This window comes from Streptomyces sp. NBC_01171, assembly GCF_045039805.1.
Taxonomy (GTDB): domain Bacteria; phylum Actinomycetota; class Actinomycetes; order Streptomycetales; family Streptomycetaceae; genus Streptomyces.
Map to the genome: position 1 here is coordinate 6,461,493 of NZ_CP108609.1, position 17,498 is coordinate 6,478,990.

At 68.7% G+C, this 17,498-nt stretch carries 18 protein-coding genes and 1 pseudogene; 10 read left to right on the forward strand and 9 right to left on the reverse strand.

The window, feature by feature from the left end; all coding sequences use genetic code 11:
- Positions 1-4: 4 nt before the first annotated feature.
- Entirely contained in the window at positions 5-709 is a 705-nt protein-coding gene (locus OG448_RS29910) for a hypothetical protein (RefSeq protein WP_405558465.1), read from the reverse strand.
- 55 nt (positions 710-764) lie between these two features.
- Here OG448_RS29910 and OG448_RS29915 point away from each other — a divergent pair, with 55 nt between their 5' ends.
- A complete protein-coding gene (locus OG448_RS29915; RefSeq protein ID WP_405558467.1) occupies positions 765-1,010 on the forward strand; it encodes an alpha/beta fold hydrolase in 246 nt (81 codons plus the stop codon).
- A complete protein-coding gene (locus OG448_RS29920) occupies positions 1,004-1,138 on the forward strand; it encodes a hypothetical protein (protein ID WP_405558468.1) in 135 nt (44 codons plus the stop codon). The genes OG448_RS29915 and OG448_RS29920 overlap by 7 nt, the downstream gene beginning before the upstream one ends.
- Before the next feature lie 158 nt (positions 1,139-1,296).
- Here the strand turns inward: OG448_RS29920 and OG448_RS29925 are convergent, their stop codons facing one another.
- A complete protein-coding gene (locus OG448_RS29925) occupies positions 1,297-1,848 on the reverse strand; it encodes a hypothetical protein (RefSeq protein WP_405558470.1) in 552 nt (183 codons plus the stop codon).
- 1,003 nt (positions 1,849-2,851) lie between these two features.
- On the opposite strand from OG448_RS29925, the gene OG448_RS29930 reads away from it, so the two are divergent.
- Positions 2,852-3,493, forward strand: a complete 642-nt coding sequence (locus OG448_RS29930) for a hypothetical protein (protein ID WP_405558472.1) — start codon at positions 2,852-2,854, stop codon at positions 3,491-3,493.
- A 632-nt stretch (positions 3,494-4,125) separates the two neighbouring features.
- Here the strand turns inward: OG448_RS29930 and OG448_RS29935 are convergent.
- Positions 4,126-4,776 (reverse strand): hypothetical protein, encoded by a 651-nt coding sequence (locus OG448_RS29935; RefSeq protein ID WP_405558474.1) that lies wholly within the window; start codon positions 4,774-4,776, stop codon positions 4,126-4,128.
- Positions 4,777-5,333: 557 nt separating this feature from the next.
- Positions 5,334-5,891, reverse strand: coding sequence for a TetR/AcrR family transcriptional regulator (locus tag OG448_RS29940; RefSeq protein ID WP_405559039.1), 558 nt, complete (start codon positions 5,889-5,891; stop codon positions 5,334-5,336).
- A gap of 109 nt (positions 5,892-6,000) precedes the next feature.
- Between OG448_RS29940 and OG448_RS29945 the strand changes: the two genes are divergently transcribed.
- Positions 6,001-7,032: a zinc-binding dehydrogenase gene (locus OG448_RS29945; protein ID WP_405559041.1), complete on the forward strand. Its 1,032-nt coding sequence runs from the start codon at positions 6,001-6,003 to the stop codon at positions 7,030-7,032.
- Positions 7,033-7,753: 721 nt separating this feature from the next.
- On the opposite strand, the pseudogene OG448_RS29950 reads toward OG448_RS29945, so the two are convergent.
- Together OG448_RS29950 and OG448_RS29955 are read right to left on the reverse strand one after the other, a co-directional pair.
- Positions 7,754-8,060 (reverse strand): annotated as a pseudogene (locus OG448_RS29950) (TetR/AcrR family transcriptional regulator); the annotation flags it as partial.
- Positions 8,061-8,132: 72 nt separating this feature from the next.
- Positions 8,133-8,579, reverse strand: a complete 447-nt coding sequence (locus OG448_RS29955) for an ATP-binding protein (RefSeq protein ID WP_405558475.1) — start codon at positions 8,577-8,579, stop codon at positions 8,133-8,135.
- 123 nt (positions 8,580-8,702) lie between these two features.
- Here OG448_RS29955 and OG448_RS29960 point away from each other — a divergent pair, with 123 nt between their 5' ends.
- Both OG448_RS29960 and OG448_RS29965 read left to right on the forward strand, forming a co-directional pair.
- Positions 8,703-9,326 carry a TetR/AcrR family transcriptional regulator gene (locus OG448_RS29960; protein WP_405558476.1) on the forward strand — a complete coding sequence of 208 codons (624 nt, stop codon included), beginning with the start codon at positions 8,703-8,705 and terminating at the stop codon, positions 9,324-9,326.
- Positions 9,327-9,431: 105 nt separating this feature from the next.
- The gene (locus OG448_RS29965) at positions 9,432-10,649 is read left to right on the forward strand and encodes a cation:proton antiporter (RefSeq protein ID WP_405558478.1); all 1,218 of its coding nucleotides are present in this window, start codon (positions 9,432-9,434) and stop codon (positions 10,647-10,649) included.
- Between the two features lie 63 nt (positions 10,650-10,712).
- On the opposite strand, the gene OG448_RS29970 is transcribed toward OG448_RS29965, so the two are convergent.
- Together OG448_RS29970 and OG448_RS29975 are read right to left on the reverse strand one after the other, a co-directional pair.
- Complete coding sequence (locus tag OG448_RS29970) at positions 10,713-11,102, reverse strand: hypothetical protein (RefSeq protein WP_405558479.1); 390 nt, start codon at positions 11,100-11,102, stop codon at positions 10,713-10,715.
- Between the two features lie 206 nt (positions 11,103-11,308).
- Entirely contained in the window at positions 11,309-12,247 is a 939-nt protein-coding gene (locus tag OG448_RS29975) for a M56 family metallopeptidase (RefSeq protein WP_405558481.1), read from the reverse strand.
- Positions 12,248-12,661: 414 nt separating this feature from the next.
- Here OG448_RS29975 and OG448_RS29980 point away from each other — a divergent pair, with 414 nt between their 5' ends.
- From OG448_RS29980 to OG448_RS29990, 3 genes are all read left to right on the forward strand, one after another.
- Entirely contained in the window at positions 12,662-12,904 is a 243-nt protein-coding gene (locus tag OG448_RS29980) for a hypothetical protein (protein ID WP_405558483.1), read from the forward strand.
- A 41-nt stretch (positions 12,905-12,945) separates the two neighbouring features.
- Entirely contained in the window at positions 12,946-13,248 is a 303-nt protein-coding gene (locus OG448_RS29985) for a hypothetical protein (protein WP_405558484.1), read from the forward strand.
- A 104-nt stretch (positions 13,249-13,352) separates the two neighbouring features.
- Positions 13,353-15,113: a phosphatidylglycerol lysyltransferase domain-containing protein gene (locus tag OG448_RS29990; RefSeq protein WP_405558486.1), complete on the forward strand. Its 1,761-nt coding sequence runs from the start codon at positions 13,353-13,355 to the stop codon at positions 15,111-15,113.
- A 173-nt stretch (positions 15,114-15,286) separates the two neighbouring features.
- Here OG448_RS29990 and OG448_RS29995 read toward each other — a convergent pair whose 3' ends face one another.
- Positions 15,287-16,612 (reverse strand): NAD(P)/FAD-dependent oxidoreductase, encoded by a 1,326-nt coding sequence (locus OG448_RS29995; protein ID WP_405558487.1) that lies wholly within the window; start codon positions 16,610-16,612, stop codon positions 15,287-15,289.
- Positions 16,613-17,273: 661 nt separating this feature from the next.
- Between OG448_RS29995 and OG448_RS30000 the strand changes: the two genes are divergently transcribed.
- The gene (locus OG448_RS30000) at positions 17,274-17,483 is read left to right on the forward strand and encodes a hypothetical protein (RefSeq protein WP_405558488.1); all 210 of its coding nucleotides are present in this window, start codon (positions 17,274-17,276) and stop codon (positions 17,481-17,483) included.
- Positions 17,484-17,498: the final 15 nt, after the last annotated feature.

Genomic DNA, 17,498 nt, shown 5'->3' on the forward strand with positions numbered 1-17,498 from the left:
GTGATCACGCTATGCAGCCCCGGCCGGTCGCACCAGCCGGGAAAAGGGAGCCGGGATGCGGGGTGGTCGAGCCCGGCCTCCGCGCCCGGCACGGTTTCGTGGGGGCGCCGGGGCGGCGCCCTCGTACCGCCGGCAGCACCACCTTGGCCCACTGCCGCTGCGCCGCGGCCACCTTCGGCACGCCGCGTAGGTCGAGGTGCTCGAGGGGCTGGTTGGCGTCCGCGTCCAGCAGCCACCGCCCGTGCTGGACACACGCCCGCTCCCATCGCGGCGCACACCGCACCACCCGCACGGCTGTCCCTGTGCGCCGAGCCGCGCACAGGCGGCAGCCGAAGGCGACCGCGTCGCCGATCCGCCACGCCGCCGCAGGCACCCCGTGCTTTCCGGCCGACAGCTTGGAGTCCTCCTGTCCCCAGGACGGCAACGCCCGCGCCAGCACGTCTTCCTCGACGCCGCACAGGCCTGCCAGGAGCTGCCGTCCGGCCGCGTTCAGCAGCACCTCGGCGTCGGCCCGCGCGCCCCCGCCGTCGTGCCCCGGCGGGTAGTTGCGCCACTGCCAGCACGACCGCAACACCTTCCCCTCCATCCCGTAGCGGCCCGCGATACGGCAGATGAGCGACGACGTCGTCTCCCCTGTGACGGGAGCGGTGCGGAACACCCCGCCGGGGTTGGGGTCGCCCTCGTGGGGCTGCCCGGGAGAATGGACCACTTCGGCCTCGTCCTTCTCGTGACAACGGGGCTCGCATGGCAGCGGTTCCGGACCCATGGCGCAGGACTACCTGGCGGTCCTCGAACACTTCGACGTACGCGACGGGGTGCTCGTCGGACATTCCATGGGCGGATTCCTCGCGCTTCGTGCCGTGCTCGACCATCCCGGGGTCGCCCGGCGGCTGCGCTGCTGGAGCGCCTCCCCCATCCCAGACCGCCCCAGGTCGCGGTCGGCCTGCTCCGCCTCGCCCGCGACCTCGGTGCCGATGACTGGCTGGCCCAACACGCCGAGACGTTGCTGAAGACACTCACCGTCGAGGGACTGCAACGCCTGCGTCCCACCGACATCGGCTGGTTGCAGCCTCTCCTCCGCGACGCGGCCCTCCTGGACGAACTGAACCTCGTCACCCGCCGCTGGCGGCAGCGGTGACGGGCGTACACAGGCGTGTAGGGCCGTTGCCAGCCCGGCCCCCGACACCCTGCCCCGCGCAACTCGTCAGCGAGGGCATCAATTGGAGGTGACTTCGGGGGCGCACAGCGGCCGCCCAACCAGAGGCCGCATCTCGTCGGAAGCGGTCAGGAGCATGCCTAGCGGGGCAGGCGGCCCAACACAGCACGAAACCTCTCCTGCCCTGCCATGACGCTCGCGTTCCACAGGCCTGAGGCGTCACCGCGCAGCGAGAGGGACTGGAGCCGTTGTTCCTCGGCGAGGAAGCCAGCATCTGCCATGTTCTGGTCGAGCATCCCCACCGCGGTGAGCGCCGCGTGGCCGCAGGACACCGCGTCGTCAGCGTTTCCCGAGCCGTGGGCCAGGAGGGCATACCGCAGGCAGAGGGCAGCGAAGAAGGCGTAGGTGTCGGCGACATCGGTGATCCCCTCCTCGTTCGGCTGAAGCTCTGGGAACCGTTCCAGCTGGCGCACGCTCTGGGCGGCGTTGGCGAGCGGCCGGTCGGCATGCCAGAGATCGCGTACGGACTCCGCATAGAAGTCCAGGTCGGCTTCCCGCCCCGGCGCGCCCGCCCGCAGGCCCACGAACAGTGGCGCCATACGTTCGGCGCAGGCGGCGGCATACAGTCGGATCGCCTCGTCACCCCCGTCACGAAGCGCCTCCGTGACGGTCCCTTCCACCAGCGTCTCCATGCCCCACCATCCCGATCGAACAGAACGAGAGGCTACACAGCGGGCTGAGGACCGCCGCTTGACGAGTTAGGCGCATGAGGTGTCTACACCGCCCGCTGGTCACTGGCCGCCCTCACCTCCGACCGCCGCCGCCCACCTATCACCGCCCCCGACCGGCAGCCACCAGCCGACCCGAGCGCCCCCGCCGCATCCCGGCCTCAGGACCTGGAACCGGGGGAGTGGGAGATACCGCGCGTGCCGTTGCAGTACGAACGGGCCGTCCTTGCCGGAGCTGCGGTCTGCGAGAAGCTGCGCTCCACCGTCCCCACGCGCGGCCGGGCGTACGACGTCGCCCGGCACCAGCAGGCTCCAGCGCTGGCGCGGATCCATCGTCGGCATCCTCAACTCTCCTGGGGTCAGCAGAGCCCTGGGAAGCGTGCTCGCCGCGTACACCGGGACGGTGCTTCCGGGCCTGCCTCCCGGGTAAGACCGCAGCCCAAAAGGACCACAGGGTGGGTCGAAAGAGGAATGAAGCGCTCACGGCGACACCCACCTCACTCAGTTCTACCGGCGGCACAAGCGTGGCCAGTGGGAGGCCGTTGTCAGTGGGGGCTGTCAGGATCCGCCGTCATGGGTAAACGGCGAAGTGCTACCGAGGTGGCTGCAGTTCATGCTCGGCTGAAGGCCGAGTTCGTGTCCAACTTGTCCAATCCGGGTATGACGCTGGACGCTATGCCGCTGTCCGCCATCCTGACTACTACCTCTCCCGGACGTGGATCTTGCGCGGCGAGGACGGCGGGTACCCAGTGCAGACGGCCCGCCGCCGTGTCCAGCAGTACCTGGCCGGCCCGAAAGGCGCTCGATAAGAGCGAAGCTGGCAGAAGGATCTGTCCCACCTCACTCCACCTCGGCTTCCTGCTCATGGGAGGCTGCCAGTGCTCTGACCGCATACCTTCGCCGGGTTGGGGGGTGCGGGGCCATTAATGCCAGCTACCTGGCCGAGGCATCCGCCTATGCTCGGCTCGTGCAGCCGCTTTCCGACCGCAGCAATCCGTTGATCACGGCGTTCCCAGCCGAGCTTGCAAGCGATGCCGAGGCAGTCCTGGCGGTGATGCCTGATTCTCGGCTCCGGCCGCATGCCTCGTTCCCGGTTGCTGTCGAGGGTCAGCAGGTTTTGATCCCCGGGCGCCTCTACAACGACGAGCCGCCAACTGACAGGGTGGCGTCGCTTTCGTCGCGCCAACAACAGCTTCTGCACTGCCTGTACTCAAGGCATTGCGACGGCCTGGTCAGGCAGCGCCACCTGGAGAAGGTCGTTGGTTCCACGGACCCATGGGTCGTCCCCTTCGTCGTGCAGTTGGTTGGCGAGTACGTCTTGGAGATCCTGGTCGTCATCTGCGATGAGCTCCGTGATCTCGCCACGCCCGGCACCTGCGGCCACCTCGTTTACGGGCACTTCCTCGTGGACAACCCTGCCTTCTTCGCGCGCACTCAACGGCGGGTCGTGAGCTACTGGAGCTGCTACTACCGGGGCACCTACGCGAGCTTTCGGGGCTACCCGGGGTGCACGATTCTTGACCTCCTACGGTCCGCTGCCTCCGACAGAGCGGGACATCACTGGCCCAACCTCGCTCCAGCCGGCGCCAGGGTGGACGGCTACTGCTAGGACCCGGCGGGGCAAGGTCGCCGGGCTGGTCAAGCGGCACTGGCGAGGGGACGTCGGCCCCAACGGATGCCCTTCTCACTGCGGACGGGAGCGCGCTCGCGGCGCTGGGCTGCCAGCGTGCTCCAGCAGCTGTTACGAGTAGAGGGCCCGGCCCTGCAGGGGGTCTCAAAGCGAGGAGGGCTCGGGGGCTTCGCGTTCTCCTTGCCCGTCGCTGGCCACTGACCAGCAGGCGCGCAAGGTGGCAACCGCTGGAAGCAGTGCGTGACTCCCAAAGTCACGTGCATCAGCCAACCGCGTGCGCGTGCGACTCCCCGTGTCGAAACGACGTCTACTCGCGTACATAGCCACCGCGGATCTGCATGTGGCCACAGAGTCGCCCCCGCGCAGGCGGGGATGCTCCGTCGTCGCGCCGCGACGACCGGCAAGGTGTTGTCGCCCCCGCGCCCGCAGGGATGGCCCGGACGACGAGGAGTCCGGCGACCTCCAGTTCGGGTCGGCCACGCGCCCGCGAGGATGGTCCGTGCACGGGCCGTTCGGTGTCCTCGCTCAGGAGGTGGCCCTCGCGCCCGCGGGGATGGGGCGGCGCGGCAGGTTGTTCGGGATGCTGAGGTGAAGTCGCCCCTGTGTGGCGGTCAGAGTGTGGCGGAAGGCGTGTCACCGTTCTGGGCTTGGCGGGCCCGTTTGGCGAGCACCGTGGCCAGGTCCCGGGCACTGTCCTCGGTGACGGCGTTTTTGTCCTTGTCCATTGAATCCGTCATCGTCCACAGCAGGGTCGTGCCGACTCGGGCCTGGGTGATGGTGCTGGGCTCGCCGTGGAAGCCGGAGGGGCCGATCCGGGCGTCGCGTTTCTCACCGATCGGGCCGAGGCTGAATGTCCTGGCCCGCTGTCCCGTCCTCTTGCCGTAGTAGTTCCAGAGCACGTCGTACGCCTCGCGGGCGGCCTGTTCGCTGTCGTAGGCGACGATCAGGAAGGTGGCGGTGGCGGCGCTGTCGTCGCGTCGGAAGGTCGAGGTGCCGTAGAAGCGGGAGTTCTCGCAGCTCGCCTTGTCTTTGATGGGGCAGATCGCTGAACGGTAGAGCTTGTTCATCTTTACGGTCGTGGGCCGGGCAGAAGCCTTCCAACCCGTCATGGCCCCACCATCCGGCAACGTCTTTCGTGTTTGTTCCTTTGTGAGGGCCACCGCCTTGCCGTTCTCGGTGTCGATCTGGGTGTCACCGCCACCGCCACAGCCAGCCAGCAGCAGCGCCGCAGCGATCGCCACGAACCATCGGTCGTTCCTCATGAACACGCCACCACCCCTCGAGTGGGGATCCTACGCGGTCCGTTCATCGGACAGGAGGCGCTCGACTTCAGCTGACCCGACGAAAGCTGGCGGCCCCTCGAAGCAGACGCAGGCCGGCCTCGTTGCCTCGCCGCCGCGCCCGCGGGGGTCCTCCGGACATCGGACGGAGCTACCCCACCGTCAACGAGTCGTTCCCGCGCCTGCGGGGATGCTCCGGAACACCGTGGTGCGCTCGATCCACTTGCGGGGTCGCCGACCGGCGCTACGCCGAATTGGTCGGCGGGCCGCCGGACGGCCTGCTGCTCGACACCACCGGCTGGAGGCGCAGATCGACGACGGGGTCTCCCTCCTCACAAAGCTCGGGCAGTTCGGCCCCGCGCCCGCAGGATGCTGCGAGCTCTGGATCGTGCGCAGGCCGCAAGGACAAGTCGCCCAGCGCACGCGGGGATGGTCCGGGGCGCCGCACCGAGGGCCAGGAGCATGCGCTGCACGTCGTGGCGGAGAAGGACATCCTGCGCGGACCTGCTGAACTCCTGCGTCCCTCCTGGGACGCCGTGTTACTGGCGGGGGCGTTCACTGGCTCGCACCAGGGCTCGTGCCAGGTCAGCGGTTTCCGAAAGAGTGTCGATCGGGAGCGGCTGGGTGGCGAGAGCGCCTTCGTGCAGCACGAAGAGTTGGGTGGCGAGGGCGGCGGGGTCCGAGCAGTCGGCTGCGATGGCGAGCTCCTTGAACAGGTTCAGCAGCCAGAGCTTCTGGTTCGCGGCGATGCGGTGCGCGGGATGCGAGGGGTCGGGGAGTTCGGCCAATGCGTTGATGAACGCACACCCGCGGGCATTGGTCTTGCTCCAGGTCCGCAGCGCGTCGAAGGGTGCGGTGACGGCCTCGACGCGGCGCTCGCACGTGTCGACGGTGGCGCGGACCAGTGACCGCCAGCGCTGGTCACGTTCCGCCAGGTAGGTCGCCACGAGGTGGTCCTTCGAACCGAACTGGTTGTACAGGGTTCGCTTGGTCACGCCTGACTGCTCTGCGATCAGATCCACGCCGACCGCTGTGATGCCGCGGTTGTAGAACAGCTCCTCGGCCGCCGCGACGATGCGGCGGCCGGCCGGTGTCATGGTCCGCGTTTCCTGCACCGGACGCCCTTCACTGATCGGTGTAGCGTAGGCCATGTTCACAGATCAGTATACCTGGGAGGAGATTCATGTGAGGGGCGTGCCCGAGACCATGCGCGCGGTGCGGATCGCAGAGCACGGAGGTCCGGAGGTTCTTGAGGTGACGGAAGTGGCCGTGCCCATTCCGCAGGCCGGAGAGGTACTGGTCCAGGTCAGCGCGGTGGCGCTGAACAACACCGACCTGTGGACTCGGGAGGGCGCCTACGGCCGCCCGGGAGACCCGGAGGCACTGTCGGGCTGGCGAGGCCCCGTCGACTTCCCGCGCATCCAGGGCGCCGACGTGGTCGGCCGGGTGGTGGCGGTCGGCGGCGACGTGGACCAGTGCCTCGTCGGTCGCCGAGTGGTCGTCGACCCTGCCATCTACGACGCCGAAGGACCGGATGCGAACCCGGTGGGCCTGATGGGGAGCGAACACGATGGCGGTTACGCGGAGTACGTGACCGCATCGGCGGAGCGTGTACACGACGTGACAACATCCCCGCTCACGGACGACCAGCTCGCGACGTTGCCGACCGCCTACGGCACGGCGCTGGGCATGATCGAGCGGGGCCGGCTGCAGGAGGGAGAGACCATCCTGGTCTCAGGAGCCTCCGGCGGTGTCGGCATCGCGCTGGTGCAGATCGCCCGTGCGCGCGGTGCGCGGGTGCTCGCCATCAGCAGCGAATCCAAGATCGATGCGGTACGCGAGGCCGGCGCGCACGAAGTCGTCGACCGCGCACGAGACGTTGCCGAGCAGATCCGCGCTGCCGCCCCGGACGGCATCGATGTCGCACTCGACGTCGTCGCCGGGGATCTGCTGAGCGAGGGGCTGCCACTGCTGCGCGAAGGTGGCCGGTGGGTCATCGCGGGCGCACTCGGTGGATACACCGTGACCTTTGATGTGCGCCGTCTCTACCTGCACAATGCGCAGGTCATCGGCTCCGCGATGCACACGCCCACGCACTTCGACCTCCTCATGGACCTTGCGCGTCAGGGGGAGATCCAGCCCGTTGTCGCCGCGAGGTTCCCACTGGATCAGGCTGCTCAGGCGCAGGACGAACTCGCCCGCAGGGCGCACGTGGGAAAGATCGTCCTACACCCATAGCGCATCCGGAGCCGTACCGTATCGACGGTGCTGGGGGAGGGGGCCTTGGTGACCCTGCCGATCGGAATGGTCGAGATGATCAGTCCCGCTCGCCTCCGGGGGGAGGCCGGCTGTCCGCTCCTGAGGGAGCTTGGGCGGGTGATGCGCCTGGTCATCAGGGTGATCGTGGCCCAGGTGATGAGTGTCCTCGGGCCGGGTCGGGTGCGGCAGTCAGCTGGACGTGGCGCTGGCAGCTGGTCGACGCGCTCAGCTCCGACTGGGATCCCTCCCCCTACCACGACACCTACCAGGAAGAAGGTCCGCGAGCTGGTCAAGGCCAAGGCCAAAGGCCAGGAGATCGCGGCGGCGGAGGAGCCGCCGAAGGCTCGCAGCCGGCCTCGCTATAAGAAGACTGCCCCGTGACGGGAGGCGGCGCGCACGAGTCGTGCTGGGCCGCGGGGAATCTTCTGCCGCACCGGGAATGCCCGCCGGGCCGGTGTGGTTGAACAGGCCGTGATGGTGAAGGGGACAGTGTCCCCGGGCCTCATCTATAGCCTGCAGGGACGATCGTTCGGCTGAAGCCCTGCAGAGCCTTTCGCCGCGTAGGCGACCGCCCTTCACGATCACAACCTTTTGCGGCAGTCCCGGCCGGCATGCTGGCCGGGACTGCCGCTTTTTCAGTCGAGAATGCCGAGCGCTGTGCCCGGCCAGCAGTGAACGCACGCCGGACCTGTTGCCGTACGTAACTGGTCGACTCCTCGCGCGCGTTGCGCCACAGGGTTGGCCAGCGCGGCGATCGTCTCCCCGAAATCGGCCTCCTGCGGGGCGGCGCCTTCGACTTGAGCGATCATGTCCGCGATGAGCTGGTCCATGACCGCGCGGTACAGGTCCTCCTTCGTGCCGAAGGTGTAGCGGACCGTGGCCTGCGCGACACCCAGCTCGGCCGCGATGGCACGGGTACTGCCGACGGCGACGCCCTCCCTCGTCATGAGGGCGATGGCGGTCTTGATGAGCTGCGGGCGGCGCCGAGCCGCGGGAACGGGAGCCATCGGATTGTATTGACTTGGTCTGCCGAACAAGTCGGTGTATCGAGTCGGTCGGATCCGCTGCCGATCGCGCCGTCAGGGGGTGCTGAGCTCCGCCCACCAGGTGGCACTGCCGTCCGGTCCACCGCAGGTGCCGTGGTCGGTCGACAGGGCGCGCACGATCGTCAGTCCCCGGCCGTGCTCATCAGGCGCAACCGGGTGGTCGGCAGATTGGCCCGTCATGGGTCCGCCGTCGGTTACCTCGATGCCGAGGGTGCCGCCGGTCTCGGTACGGCGCCGGATGAGTCTCAGGAAGGCCGGCGGGAGCGCGTGCAGGACGGCGTCGCTGATCAGTTCCGAAACCACCAGCAGGGCGTCGTCCGCTACCTCTTGGGGGAGGGCCCAGTGGGCCAGGGTGATGCGAGCGTGGTGGCGGATTCCGGCGAGTCGGCGCGGGCAGCCTGGCAGCGGAAGGATGTGCTCGTCTTCTTCGCCGCTCTGCGGGACCGGCGCCGGGAGGACCGTGAGAGAAGAAGGGATCATGATGCTCGAGGGGTGTCGAGGAGAGTCGGTCAAGTGACTGACTTCTCTCCAATCTACGGGTGCGGTTGCCCGTAGTAAAGACCGCTGGAATCATTTCGGTCACACGACTGGGAAAGGAGGGCTATGCCTTACATCGAAGCGTCGGTCCGCCATCGGCAGTTCGTGGCCGCGGCCCGCACCGTGCTGGCCCGGGACGGAGTGGGCCGGACCTCGTTGCGGGCGGTCGCCACCGAGGCCGGTGTCCCGCTGGGGACGATGCAGTACGTCTTCCCCTCCAAGGAACTGCTCCTGCGCGCGGTGATCGAGGACGTGATCGAGGAGACCGCTGAGGTGTTCCGGGCCGCCGCCGATCTCGACGGCGGGCTGGAGCACGCCATCCGGCGCGGTGTCGAGGATTTCTGGGTCCGCCTCGTCGACGGCCGCTCCGACCTGCAGGTCATGCAGTACGAGCTGACCAATCACGCCCTGCGCACCGTCGGCATGGAGAGCCTCGCCCGCTGGCAGTACGAGCGGTACGCCGCCGTCGTCGCGGACTGGTGCCAGCAGGCCGCCCAGCGGGCCGGGGAGATCTGCGCGGTTCCCTTCGCCCAGCTCGGCCGGCTCGTCGTCGCCGGGCTCGACGGGCTGATCATGCAGTACGTGTGCGACCCGCACCCGGCCCGCTCTCGACAGGACCTCGAAGCCGTCACGGAGATGCTCGTCGGACTCTCCGGGGTACGCCGCGACGCCGACGCGGTCGCGGGCTGACTGGACGGGTCGCCTGTCCGGATGCGGGGCGATTTGCCGTATTGACCCCTCTGGGTGGAAGGTGTCGCATAGTTTCAGTCACCCGACCGACTATGGTGAGATCCTGTGATCGCACTCCTCGTCCTGCTGTCGCTGCTGTTCCTGTGGGGGACGGTCTCGGACCGGCTGGCCCGGTGGAGTGTCACCGCGCCCATCGCCTTCGCGGTGGCAGGCATCCTGCTGACCGGCGGCGACCATCCGGTCCTCACGCTCGACATGGAGACGCACACCTTCCAGCGGGGTGTCGAACTCGTGCTGGCGGTGATGCTGTTCACCGACGCCACCGAGGCACGGGACTACGAGCGGCTGGAGGGCTCGGTCGGCGAGGTCCGGCTGCTGACTCTGGCCCTTCCCGTCTCCCTCGCACTCGCCACTCTGGCCGGCGCCCTGCTGTTCCCCGGTACCAACTGGTGGCTGCTGGCCGTGGCCGCCTTGGTGGTCATGCCCATGGACCTCGCGCCGATCATGATGTTCCTGCGGGACGAGCGTGTGCCGCTGCGGATACGGGCCGCCCTGAACATCGAGGGCGGCTTCAACGACGGTCTGATCTCACCCCTGTTCGTCTTTTGCGTGGCCAACCTCGTCACCGCACAGGGCCATTCCTTCGGTGACCTCGTCCTGGATGCCTTCAAGGGCGCGGGCTACGCGGTGCTCGCGGGTACGGTCGTGGCTCTCCCCGCCATCTGGCTGGTGCGCCGGGCCTTCTCGGCGGGGTGGGCCAAGGCGGCCGATCTGCGCCTGGCCGGCCTGGCCCTCCCCTTCGTCGCCTACGCGGCCTCCGTGGTGATCGGCGGCAACGGCTTCGTCGCCGCGTTCGTCACCGGCTTGTGGTACGCGCGCACCGCGCACACCCTCGGTAAGCACCATCTCGACCTGGTGCACGACGCGACCTACCTGATGACCCTCGCCGTGTGGTTCACCTTCGGCAAGCTCATCGCCGACGTGTTCGAGAACGGCGTCGACCTCGCCACCATCGGCTACGCCCTGCTCGCCCTCACCGTTGCCCGGATGGTGCCTGTGGTGGCGTCGCTCAAGGGCACCAAATTCACCTGGCCCGAACGCTGGGCCATCGGCTGGCTCGGCTCCCGGGGCGTCACCTCGATCGTCTTCGCGGTGCTCGCGTACACCCAGTTGTCCGGTCCCGACGCCGCGTTCGTGATCAAGGTGATGGGCGTGACCGTACTGATGAGCATCTTCCTGCACGGCATCACGGTCGAGCCGGTCGCCCGCTGGTTCGAACGTCGTCCCCAGCCTGTGGCGGCGGCCGAGACGGAGCGGCCGTAGGTCAGGTGGCCCGGAAGCGGCCCGGCTCGGTCTCCGTAACGAGCACCCGGTCCGCCAGTCGGTTCAGGTGCCGTTTTGCGGTCCGGCGCTCCACCGGCGCCACGTGAGGACCTTCGACGTGCCGGCGGTGCACGAGCCGGTGCCCGACGATCTCCGGTACCGTCCTCGGCTCGGCCAGGAAAGCCAGCAGAGCCGCGTCACGCTGTTCCACCACGCCGGCGAACGCGCGGAGCCTGCGATCGCCCCCTTCTGGTGGCCGGTGCCGTACCAGCGGGCGTCGACTCCGGCGCATCGGCGCATCGACGCTTCGAAGGCCGCCAGATCGCTGCCGACATCACTGTAGAACGGACCGAACGATGTCAAATCAACGTCCGCGACGAACAGGAAGCCGTCCGGTTCGATCAGGAAGCCGCTGTGGCCCGTTGTGTGACCGCGCAGGTGGAGCGCGGTCACCTTTCGGCCGCCGAGATCGAAGACGGAGCTGTCCGTGAAGCCCAGGCACCAGGCCGTCCCGTCAGGGCACCCTGACGGGACGCCACGAGCACGGTGACCCCGTCGTAGGTCTCCTCGGTGTAAGCCGTGCCCCTGCATGCCGCCCTCCAGCGCGTACCTCTGAAAATCGAATCGTGATCGAAGGCGTGGCAGTGCTTCACGGCGCGTCAGCCGAGCGCGTCGATCCCGGGCGCGAAGGTGATGAGCAGGGGCAGGAGCGGAGCGCATGCCGCCATGGCGGCGGTGAGGGCACGCGTTCGGGTCTTGAGTCGTGGTGGGGGAGTGAGGAGGCGGTCCACTCGGTCCGCGAGCAGGCGACGGCTGGATGCACAGGAGAAGACTCCACGGTGCTGGTTGAGTTCGATGAGGGCCAGCGCGGTGGTGACGTGCCCGCAGCGTCGGGCGGCGGTGTCGTCGGCGGCCAGTTCCACCAGCCGGTGGGTTCGCTCGCAGAAGAGGCTGAACAGTGGCATCCGGGGAAACCCCTCGGCGAGACCGGCGGACAGGTGCAGCAGCCAGTCGTGGCGGGCGCGGGCGTGACCGCGCTCGTGCGTGAGCACGGCGTCGAGCTGGCGGTCTGTCAGCCGGTGCAGCGCGCCTGTGGTGACGACGAGTCGCGCTGGGTTGCCAGTTGCCCACCAGGCATCCGGGTACTCGTCCTCCAGGACCAGCAGCGGGCCGCCCTGTGCGGGGAGGCCGGCGGGTAGCTCGGGCGCCCGTTCTCGCAGCCGGTCACGCGCCGCACCCTGGGCCCGGCGGACCGCCCTGAATCGTCCTGCCAGCACAGCCACTGTCCAGGCGGCGCCCGCCGCAAGCAGCATGGTAAGGGCGACGGCCCATGCGGGGACGGACGACAGGCTGTAGGCAGCGACCACGGCGGGGGGCGCGGAGCCGAAGAGATCGTCGCGGACGGTCCGGAAGATCGCGGCCATGCCCAGCGCCAGAGCGGTCAGGCAGCTCAGCAGGACGGTGACGACCAGGCACTGCCACACCCACAGGCCGAGCACGGGCTCCCGTTCAGGCCAGACTGCCCGGTCCAGCGCTCGCGCGACCGGTACGGCGGCCGTCAGACCGAGAACGGTGAGCAGGAGCAGGCAGCCGGTCATGCCGTGACTCCGGAGGCCGGCCGGCGGGGCGCGCGGCCGGTCCAAGCCGCCGCTTCCAAGTACTGCACGTGTGTTGCGTCCATGTTCCTCGTCTGCGCCGATCTGCCGGTCCCTGCGCGCGCGGAGCGGTGTGCTGTCCAGCGTGGCGGAGCGCCGTCCCCCCCATCAGCCGCGCAATGCCGAGGTGCTCGGTGAGATGCCTTGTCGACGAGGCGACGGCCGAGCGCCTCGGTCGCGACGGCGCCTCAGGTCGGCCAGGTCCTGACCTTCTTCCGTCCGGCCTCCATGAGCCACGAATCGAATACGATTCGGATTCGAGAGTACAGTGTGTTCCAGGGCTGTCAACCGTTACGGCAGAGTTTTCGGGGCCACCGAAGCTGCGCCGAGTCGTGGCTCGCGGGGCGCAACGGAACGGTGGACGTGCTCGTCCGCAGTTTCGACGAGGCCCAGGCGGAACGGCTCTGGCGTCACTTGATCGAGCGGAGGCTCATCGTGGCCGACACCCCGCGCCACGTTCCGCAAGTGGCCTTCGAGGTCGGCAGTCGTTTCTTCGACATGGCGTTCCGGCGCTCGCCGGACGGTGATGACATCACGATCGACGAGGAGCGCCGCATGCTGACCGCGTCCTTCCGGACCTACGCCCCCGAAACTGACTGATCGAGTCCGCTTGTTCGGCCGCCTCCCGGTCCCACCGTGCCGTGATCAGCGCGGTCGTTTCCCTCATGCTGCGCATGCCAGTGTCTGCCAGGTCGGTGCCGGCGGCAGGGTCGGTGCGGACGAACTCGCTCACCGCTGATGCGAACCGCCGCTTGGCGGTGCCCTCCACCGCCAGTACCACTAACGCGGTGCCGGTGATGTTGCATGTGGTGATCGTCGGTAACACGTTGGTGCAACGCTCGATGGCTACGCGCCACGACCAACTCACCGTGCTGGTTGAGCCGCCTTCCGTGGCGCCCCGAGGCATCTCCGTTGGTCACGAGCCCGCGCACTTCTGGTCATGACAGCGAGCTGCGACGCTGCCCAGGCCGCTTGGCTTCGATACGAATACGAATCGTATTCTGGTTCAGTTGTACGTTGGTTGTCATGGAAGACCTGGAGACTTCGCTTGAGATCGGACGAAAACCGGCCCCCAGCCGAGTGGGGACGGCACGGTGCCGCCTACGCCATTCACTACCTGAGGGTGGTCGCGGTGGTCGACGTGCTCGGGGCGGTGTGGGTGTCCTTCGGGGACGACATCCGGCGGCACGACACCGCGGACCTCTTCACGCCGTATCTGGTCACGCCCGGCTACGCCTCCGGGGCCTTCGTGATCTTCCTGGCGGTGACCCTGCGCCGGCGTAAGCGGGCGGCGTGGATTCTGAACCTCGCACTGTCGGGGTTCCTCGCGGCCGTGTTCGTGGCGGCCATGGCGTTCGCGCCCGAATACCGGTCCCACCCGCAGAACTGGATATCGCTGGCGCTGACCGCGCTGTTCGGGTGCGCCCTGCTTGCCGGGCGCCGGGAGTTCTATGCCAAGGGCGATCGGTCGAATCCCAGGCGTGCCCTGCTGGTGGCGGCCGGGGGCCTCCTGGTCACCTCGCTCCTGGCCGCCCTCCTGGTCACGGTCGCCGACGAGGCGCCCGCACGGTCCTCGACCCTCGTCGACCGCTGGGCGTACGGGCTGCTAAGGGCCGTTTCCATGGCCCCGGCGCGGGATGAGTTCCCGGGCATCTCCACCCCTGCCTGGGCCGACGCACTGATCAACATGGCGAGCACGTCGGTGTTCGTCGCCGTGCTGTGGGCGGCGTTCCGCTCGGTGCGCGCCACGGACCCGATCACCGCGGCCGACGAGGAGCGCCTGCGCGAACTGCTCGCCCGGCACGGGCACGCGGACTCGCTCGGCTACTTCGCGCTGCGCCGGGACAAGAGCGTCGTCTTCTCGCCCACCGGCAAGGCCGCGGTGACCTACCGGGTGGTCGGCGGTGTCTCACTGGCCTCGGCCGATCCACTGGGCGACCCCGAGGCATGGCCGGGCGCGATCGAGCGCTGGCTGACCGAGGCCCGCGAACACGGCTGGACGCCCGCGGTGATGGGCGCGAGTGAACTTGGCGGCATGGTGTACGCCCGACACGGCCTGGACGCACTGGAGTTGGGTGACGAAGCGATTGTCGAGGTCGCGGACTTCGCTCTTGAGGGCCGTGCCATGCGCGGCGTCCGGCAGGCGTACCACCGGGTCGGCAGGGCCGGGTACACCGTGCGCATACGGCGCCACGCGGACATCCCCGCCGAGGAGATGGCCCGGATGGTGCGGCTGGCCGACGACTGGCGTGACGGGGACACCGAGCGGGGCTTCTCGATGGCTCTCGGACGGCTCGGCGACCCCGCCGACGGTGACTGCCTATTGCTCGAATGTGTCGACTCCGCAGAGCAGTTGCGGGCGCTGCTCAGCTTCGTTCCCTGGGGCGAGAAGGGGCTGTCGCTGGACCTCATGCGGCGGGACCGGGAGTCCGACAACGGCCTGATCGAGTTCATGGTGCTCGACCTGATCCAACGGGCGGACGAGGCCCGGATCACCCGGCTGTCCCTCAACTTCGCCATGTTCCGCTCCGTCTTCGAACGTGGCGCCCGGCTCGGCGCCGGCCCGGTGCTGCGGCTGTGGCGCTCCCTGCTCGCCTTCTTCTCCCGCTGGTGGCAGATCGAGTCGCTCTACCGCGCCAACGCGAAGTACCGGCCCATCTGGGAGCCGCGCTACCTGCTGTTCGAGAAGAGCACGGACGTAGCGCGTATCGGACTGGCCGCTGCCCGTGCGGAGGGCTTTCTCACGGCGCCGGGACTGCCGAAGTGGCTGAACCGGGGGCAGTTGGAGCGGGCGCGAGGTGACCGCTGACTTTTGAATGGGTTCTTGGTGGAGCGCCGTTGTCAGCGATGTTCCGCAACCCATCGGGGGCGGCGAACGGTGCTGTACACCGCATCGGGAGCGGGTGAAGTCCGCGATGACAAACAGTCGCGGGACGTCCCCGCCGAGCCGTCGTCCCTCCGTCCGCGCGCCGCCCCCGGGGTTCAGCCTCGTCCCAGCCGGGTGCTACCGAGTCGTTCGGAGAGCCGGTCAACCGCCCATGCGGTGCGCAGGACGGGGGAGTTGGTCACGGGAGAGGTCATAAAGCGAGGGTGCTGTCGCCACACCGCGCCGAGATCCTCGTGCAGCGGGTCGCCGACGATGCGGTCGGCGAGGAGTGTGCCGAGGTAGGGCGCCTGGGCCAGGCCGTGGCCGTTGCAGGCGGTGGCGTAGAAGACGTTCTTCGTGGCCTCTCCGGCGACGGGCAGCCAGGAGGGGGTCAGTGCGATCCAGCCGCCCCAGGCGGTCTTCGGGGCGACGTCACGCAGGGAGGGGAACTGCGCGCGGAAGCCGCGTACGAGGTCCGCCACCACCGAAGGGTCCGGCCGCCGCCGGTCGTTCACGGATTTGCCTCCCACCTGGATCCGGCGGACGCCGAACACGAGGGTTCCGCGGGCGGTGGGGCGGTAGTTCTGCATGAGGTTGTGCTGGGTGGCGATGCCGGCGCGGCTCGTCCAGCCGGCCGCCTCCAGCCGCCCCGGCTCGATTGGCTCAGTCTCGACCTCGGTGACCCAGATGGGCGCGGCGAGCCGCTTCGGGGCAATCGCCAGGTCACGCGAGTAGGCGTTGGTGGCGAGCACGACCCGCTCGGCGCGCACCCGCCCGTGCTCCGCGCTCACCAGGACCTTCGCACCGTCCGGCACGACGGACGTCACGGAGGTCCGTTCGAAGACCCTTACGCCCGCCCGGGACACGGCGTCACGGAGTCCGAGGGTGAACTTGCCGGGGTTCATCAGCCCACCGGCTGGTTCGAGGAGTCCACCGAAGAACGTGTCCGGCACGCCGAGGTCGAGGTGATCGCCGAAATGCGCCTCTCCGCCCGCCTTCTTCAGGATCTGCGCCTTCTTCCTGGCGCTGCGGAACTGGCCCTTCGTGACGGCGGCCATGACGTTGCCCGTGGGCTCGTAGTCGCAATCGACGTCGAGCCGCTTCACCAGATCCTCTGCGAAGTGGGCGGAGTGGTCCGCGAAACGCACGATCCCTGGGAAGCGACGCGGGTGCAGATAGCTGAGGAGTTCGACGTCACCCGCTGGCGCTCCGGAGAGCTGACCGGCATTGCGCGAGCTCGCCCCCGAGCCGCAGAATCCCGCCTCCAGCAGCACGGTGTCCACACCACGTTCGGCCAGTCGCAGAGCAGTCGACAGTCCCATCAGGCCGCCGCCGACTACAACGACATCGCACCCGATGTCACCACGCAATGCCTGGGCCATGTCGTCGGGCGGGTCGATCCAGGGGGTGGACGACGTGTAGGTGATTTCTGAGTTGCTCATGTCACGCTTTCTCGGCGCTTCCGCCGATGGTTGTGCCCTAGGCGGAGGTCGGAGCACCCAGCCAGGGTTCCTCCGTCTTCACCCGGGTTCTCTGTGGCGGTCATGAGCAACGGGGCGGAATGCCGGGCGAAGAACCTGACGACGCGCGCCGCTGTGAACGGGCCCCTCACGTCGTCAGGCCCGTGACATGACCACCACTGAATCCGAACTCGAATTGAGTTCGACTGTACGAAGCTGGTGAAGCACTGTCAATTCGCTCGGGGTGGGCGGTGAGGCGTAGATCTGTGTGGCGACCGCCTGTCCGCGAGATCGCACTGACCGCTGTCCGAGCGCGAGCCGGATGCCGACTCCTCCGGCTCGCCTTGGGGACATTGGGTGTATGTCAAGCCGCTCTGTCGGCACCAAGGGGACGATCTCGCTTGCCCGCCGAGTTGAGGCAGCCTTCCCTTCGGCGGTTTTACTGGCCGCTGTACCGGCTATGGCGCCAGGCCGCCCTGGAGACCGAGAACAAGGCCCGCACCTGGGTGGACACCTCCGCCGCCCGCGCCCACGGGACGATGAGCGCCACCCGCTCCACCCCGCCCCTGGACCTCATCGCCTTCCGCGACCTCACCGAGAACGACTACCGCCTCTACGCCGGCGTCTTCCTCCTCGGCCCCTGTTGCGACACCGCCGTCGGGAAACCTACGACCAGCTCTGGCTGTCCTGGAACCAGGCCCTCGCCAGCCCCGACGCCCGCCGCTACGCCTTCACCGTGCTGCGCGGCGCGGGCATGTCAGCCACCCCCCACATCGACGACGCATGCTTCAGCAACTCGCAGGAGGTCTCGTGGTCGGGGCCCTGCTTGGGAATGGCCTTGAGTCTCCAGTGACTGGAGACAGCAGAG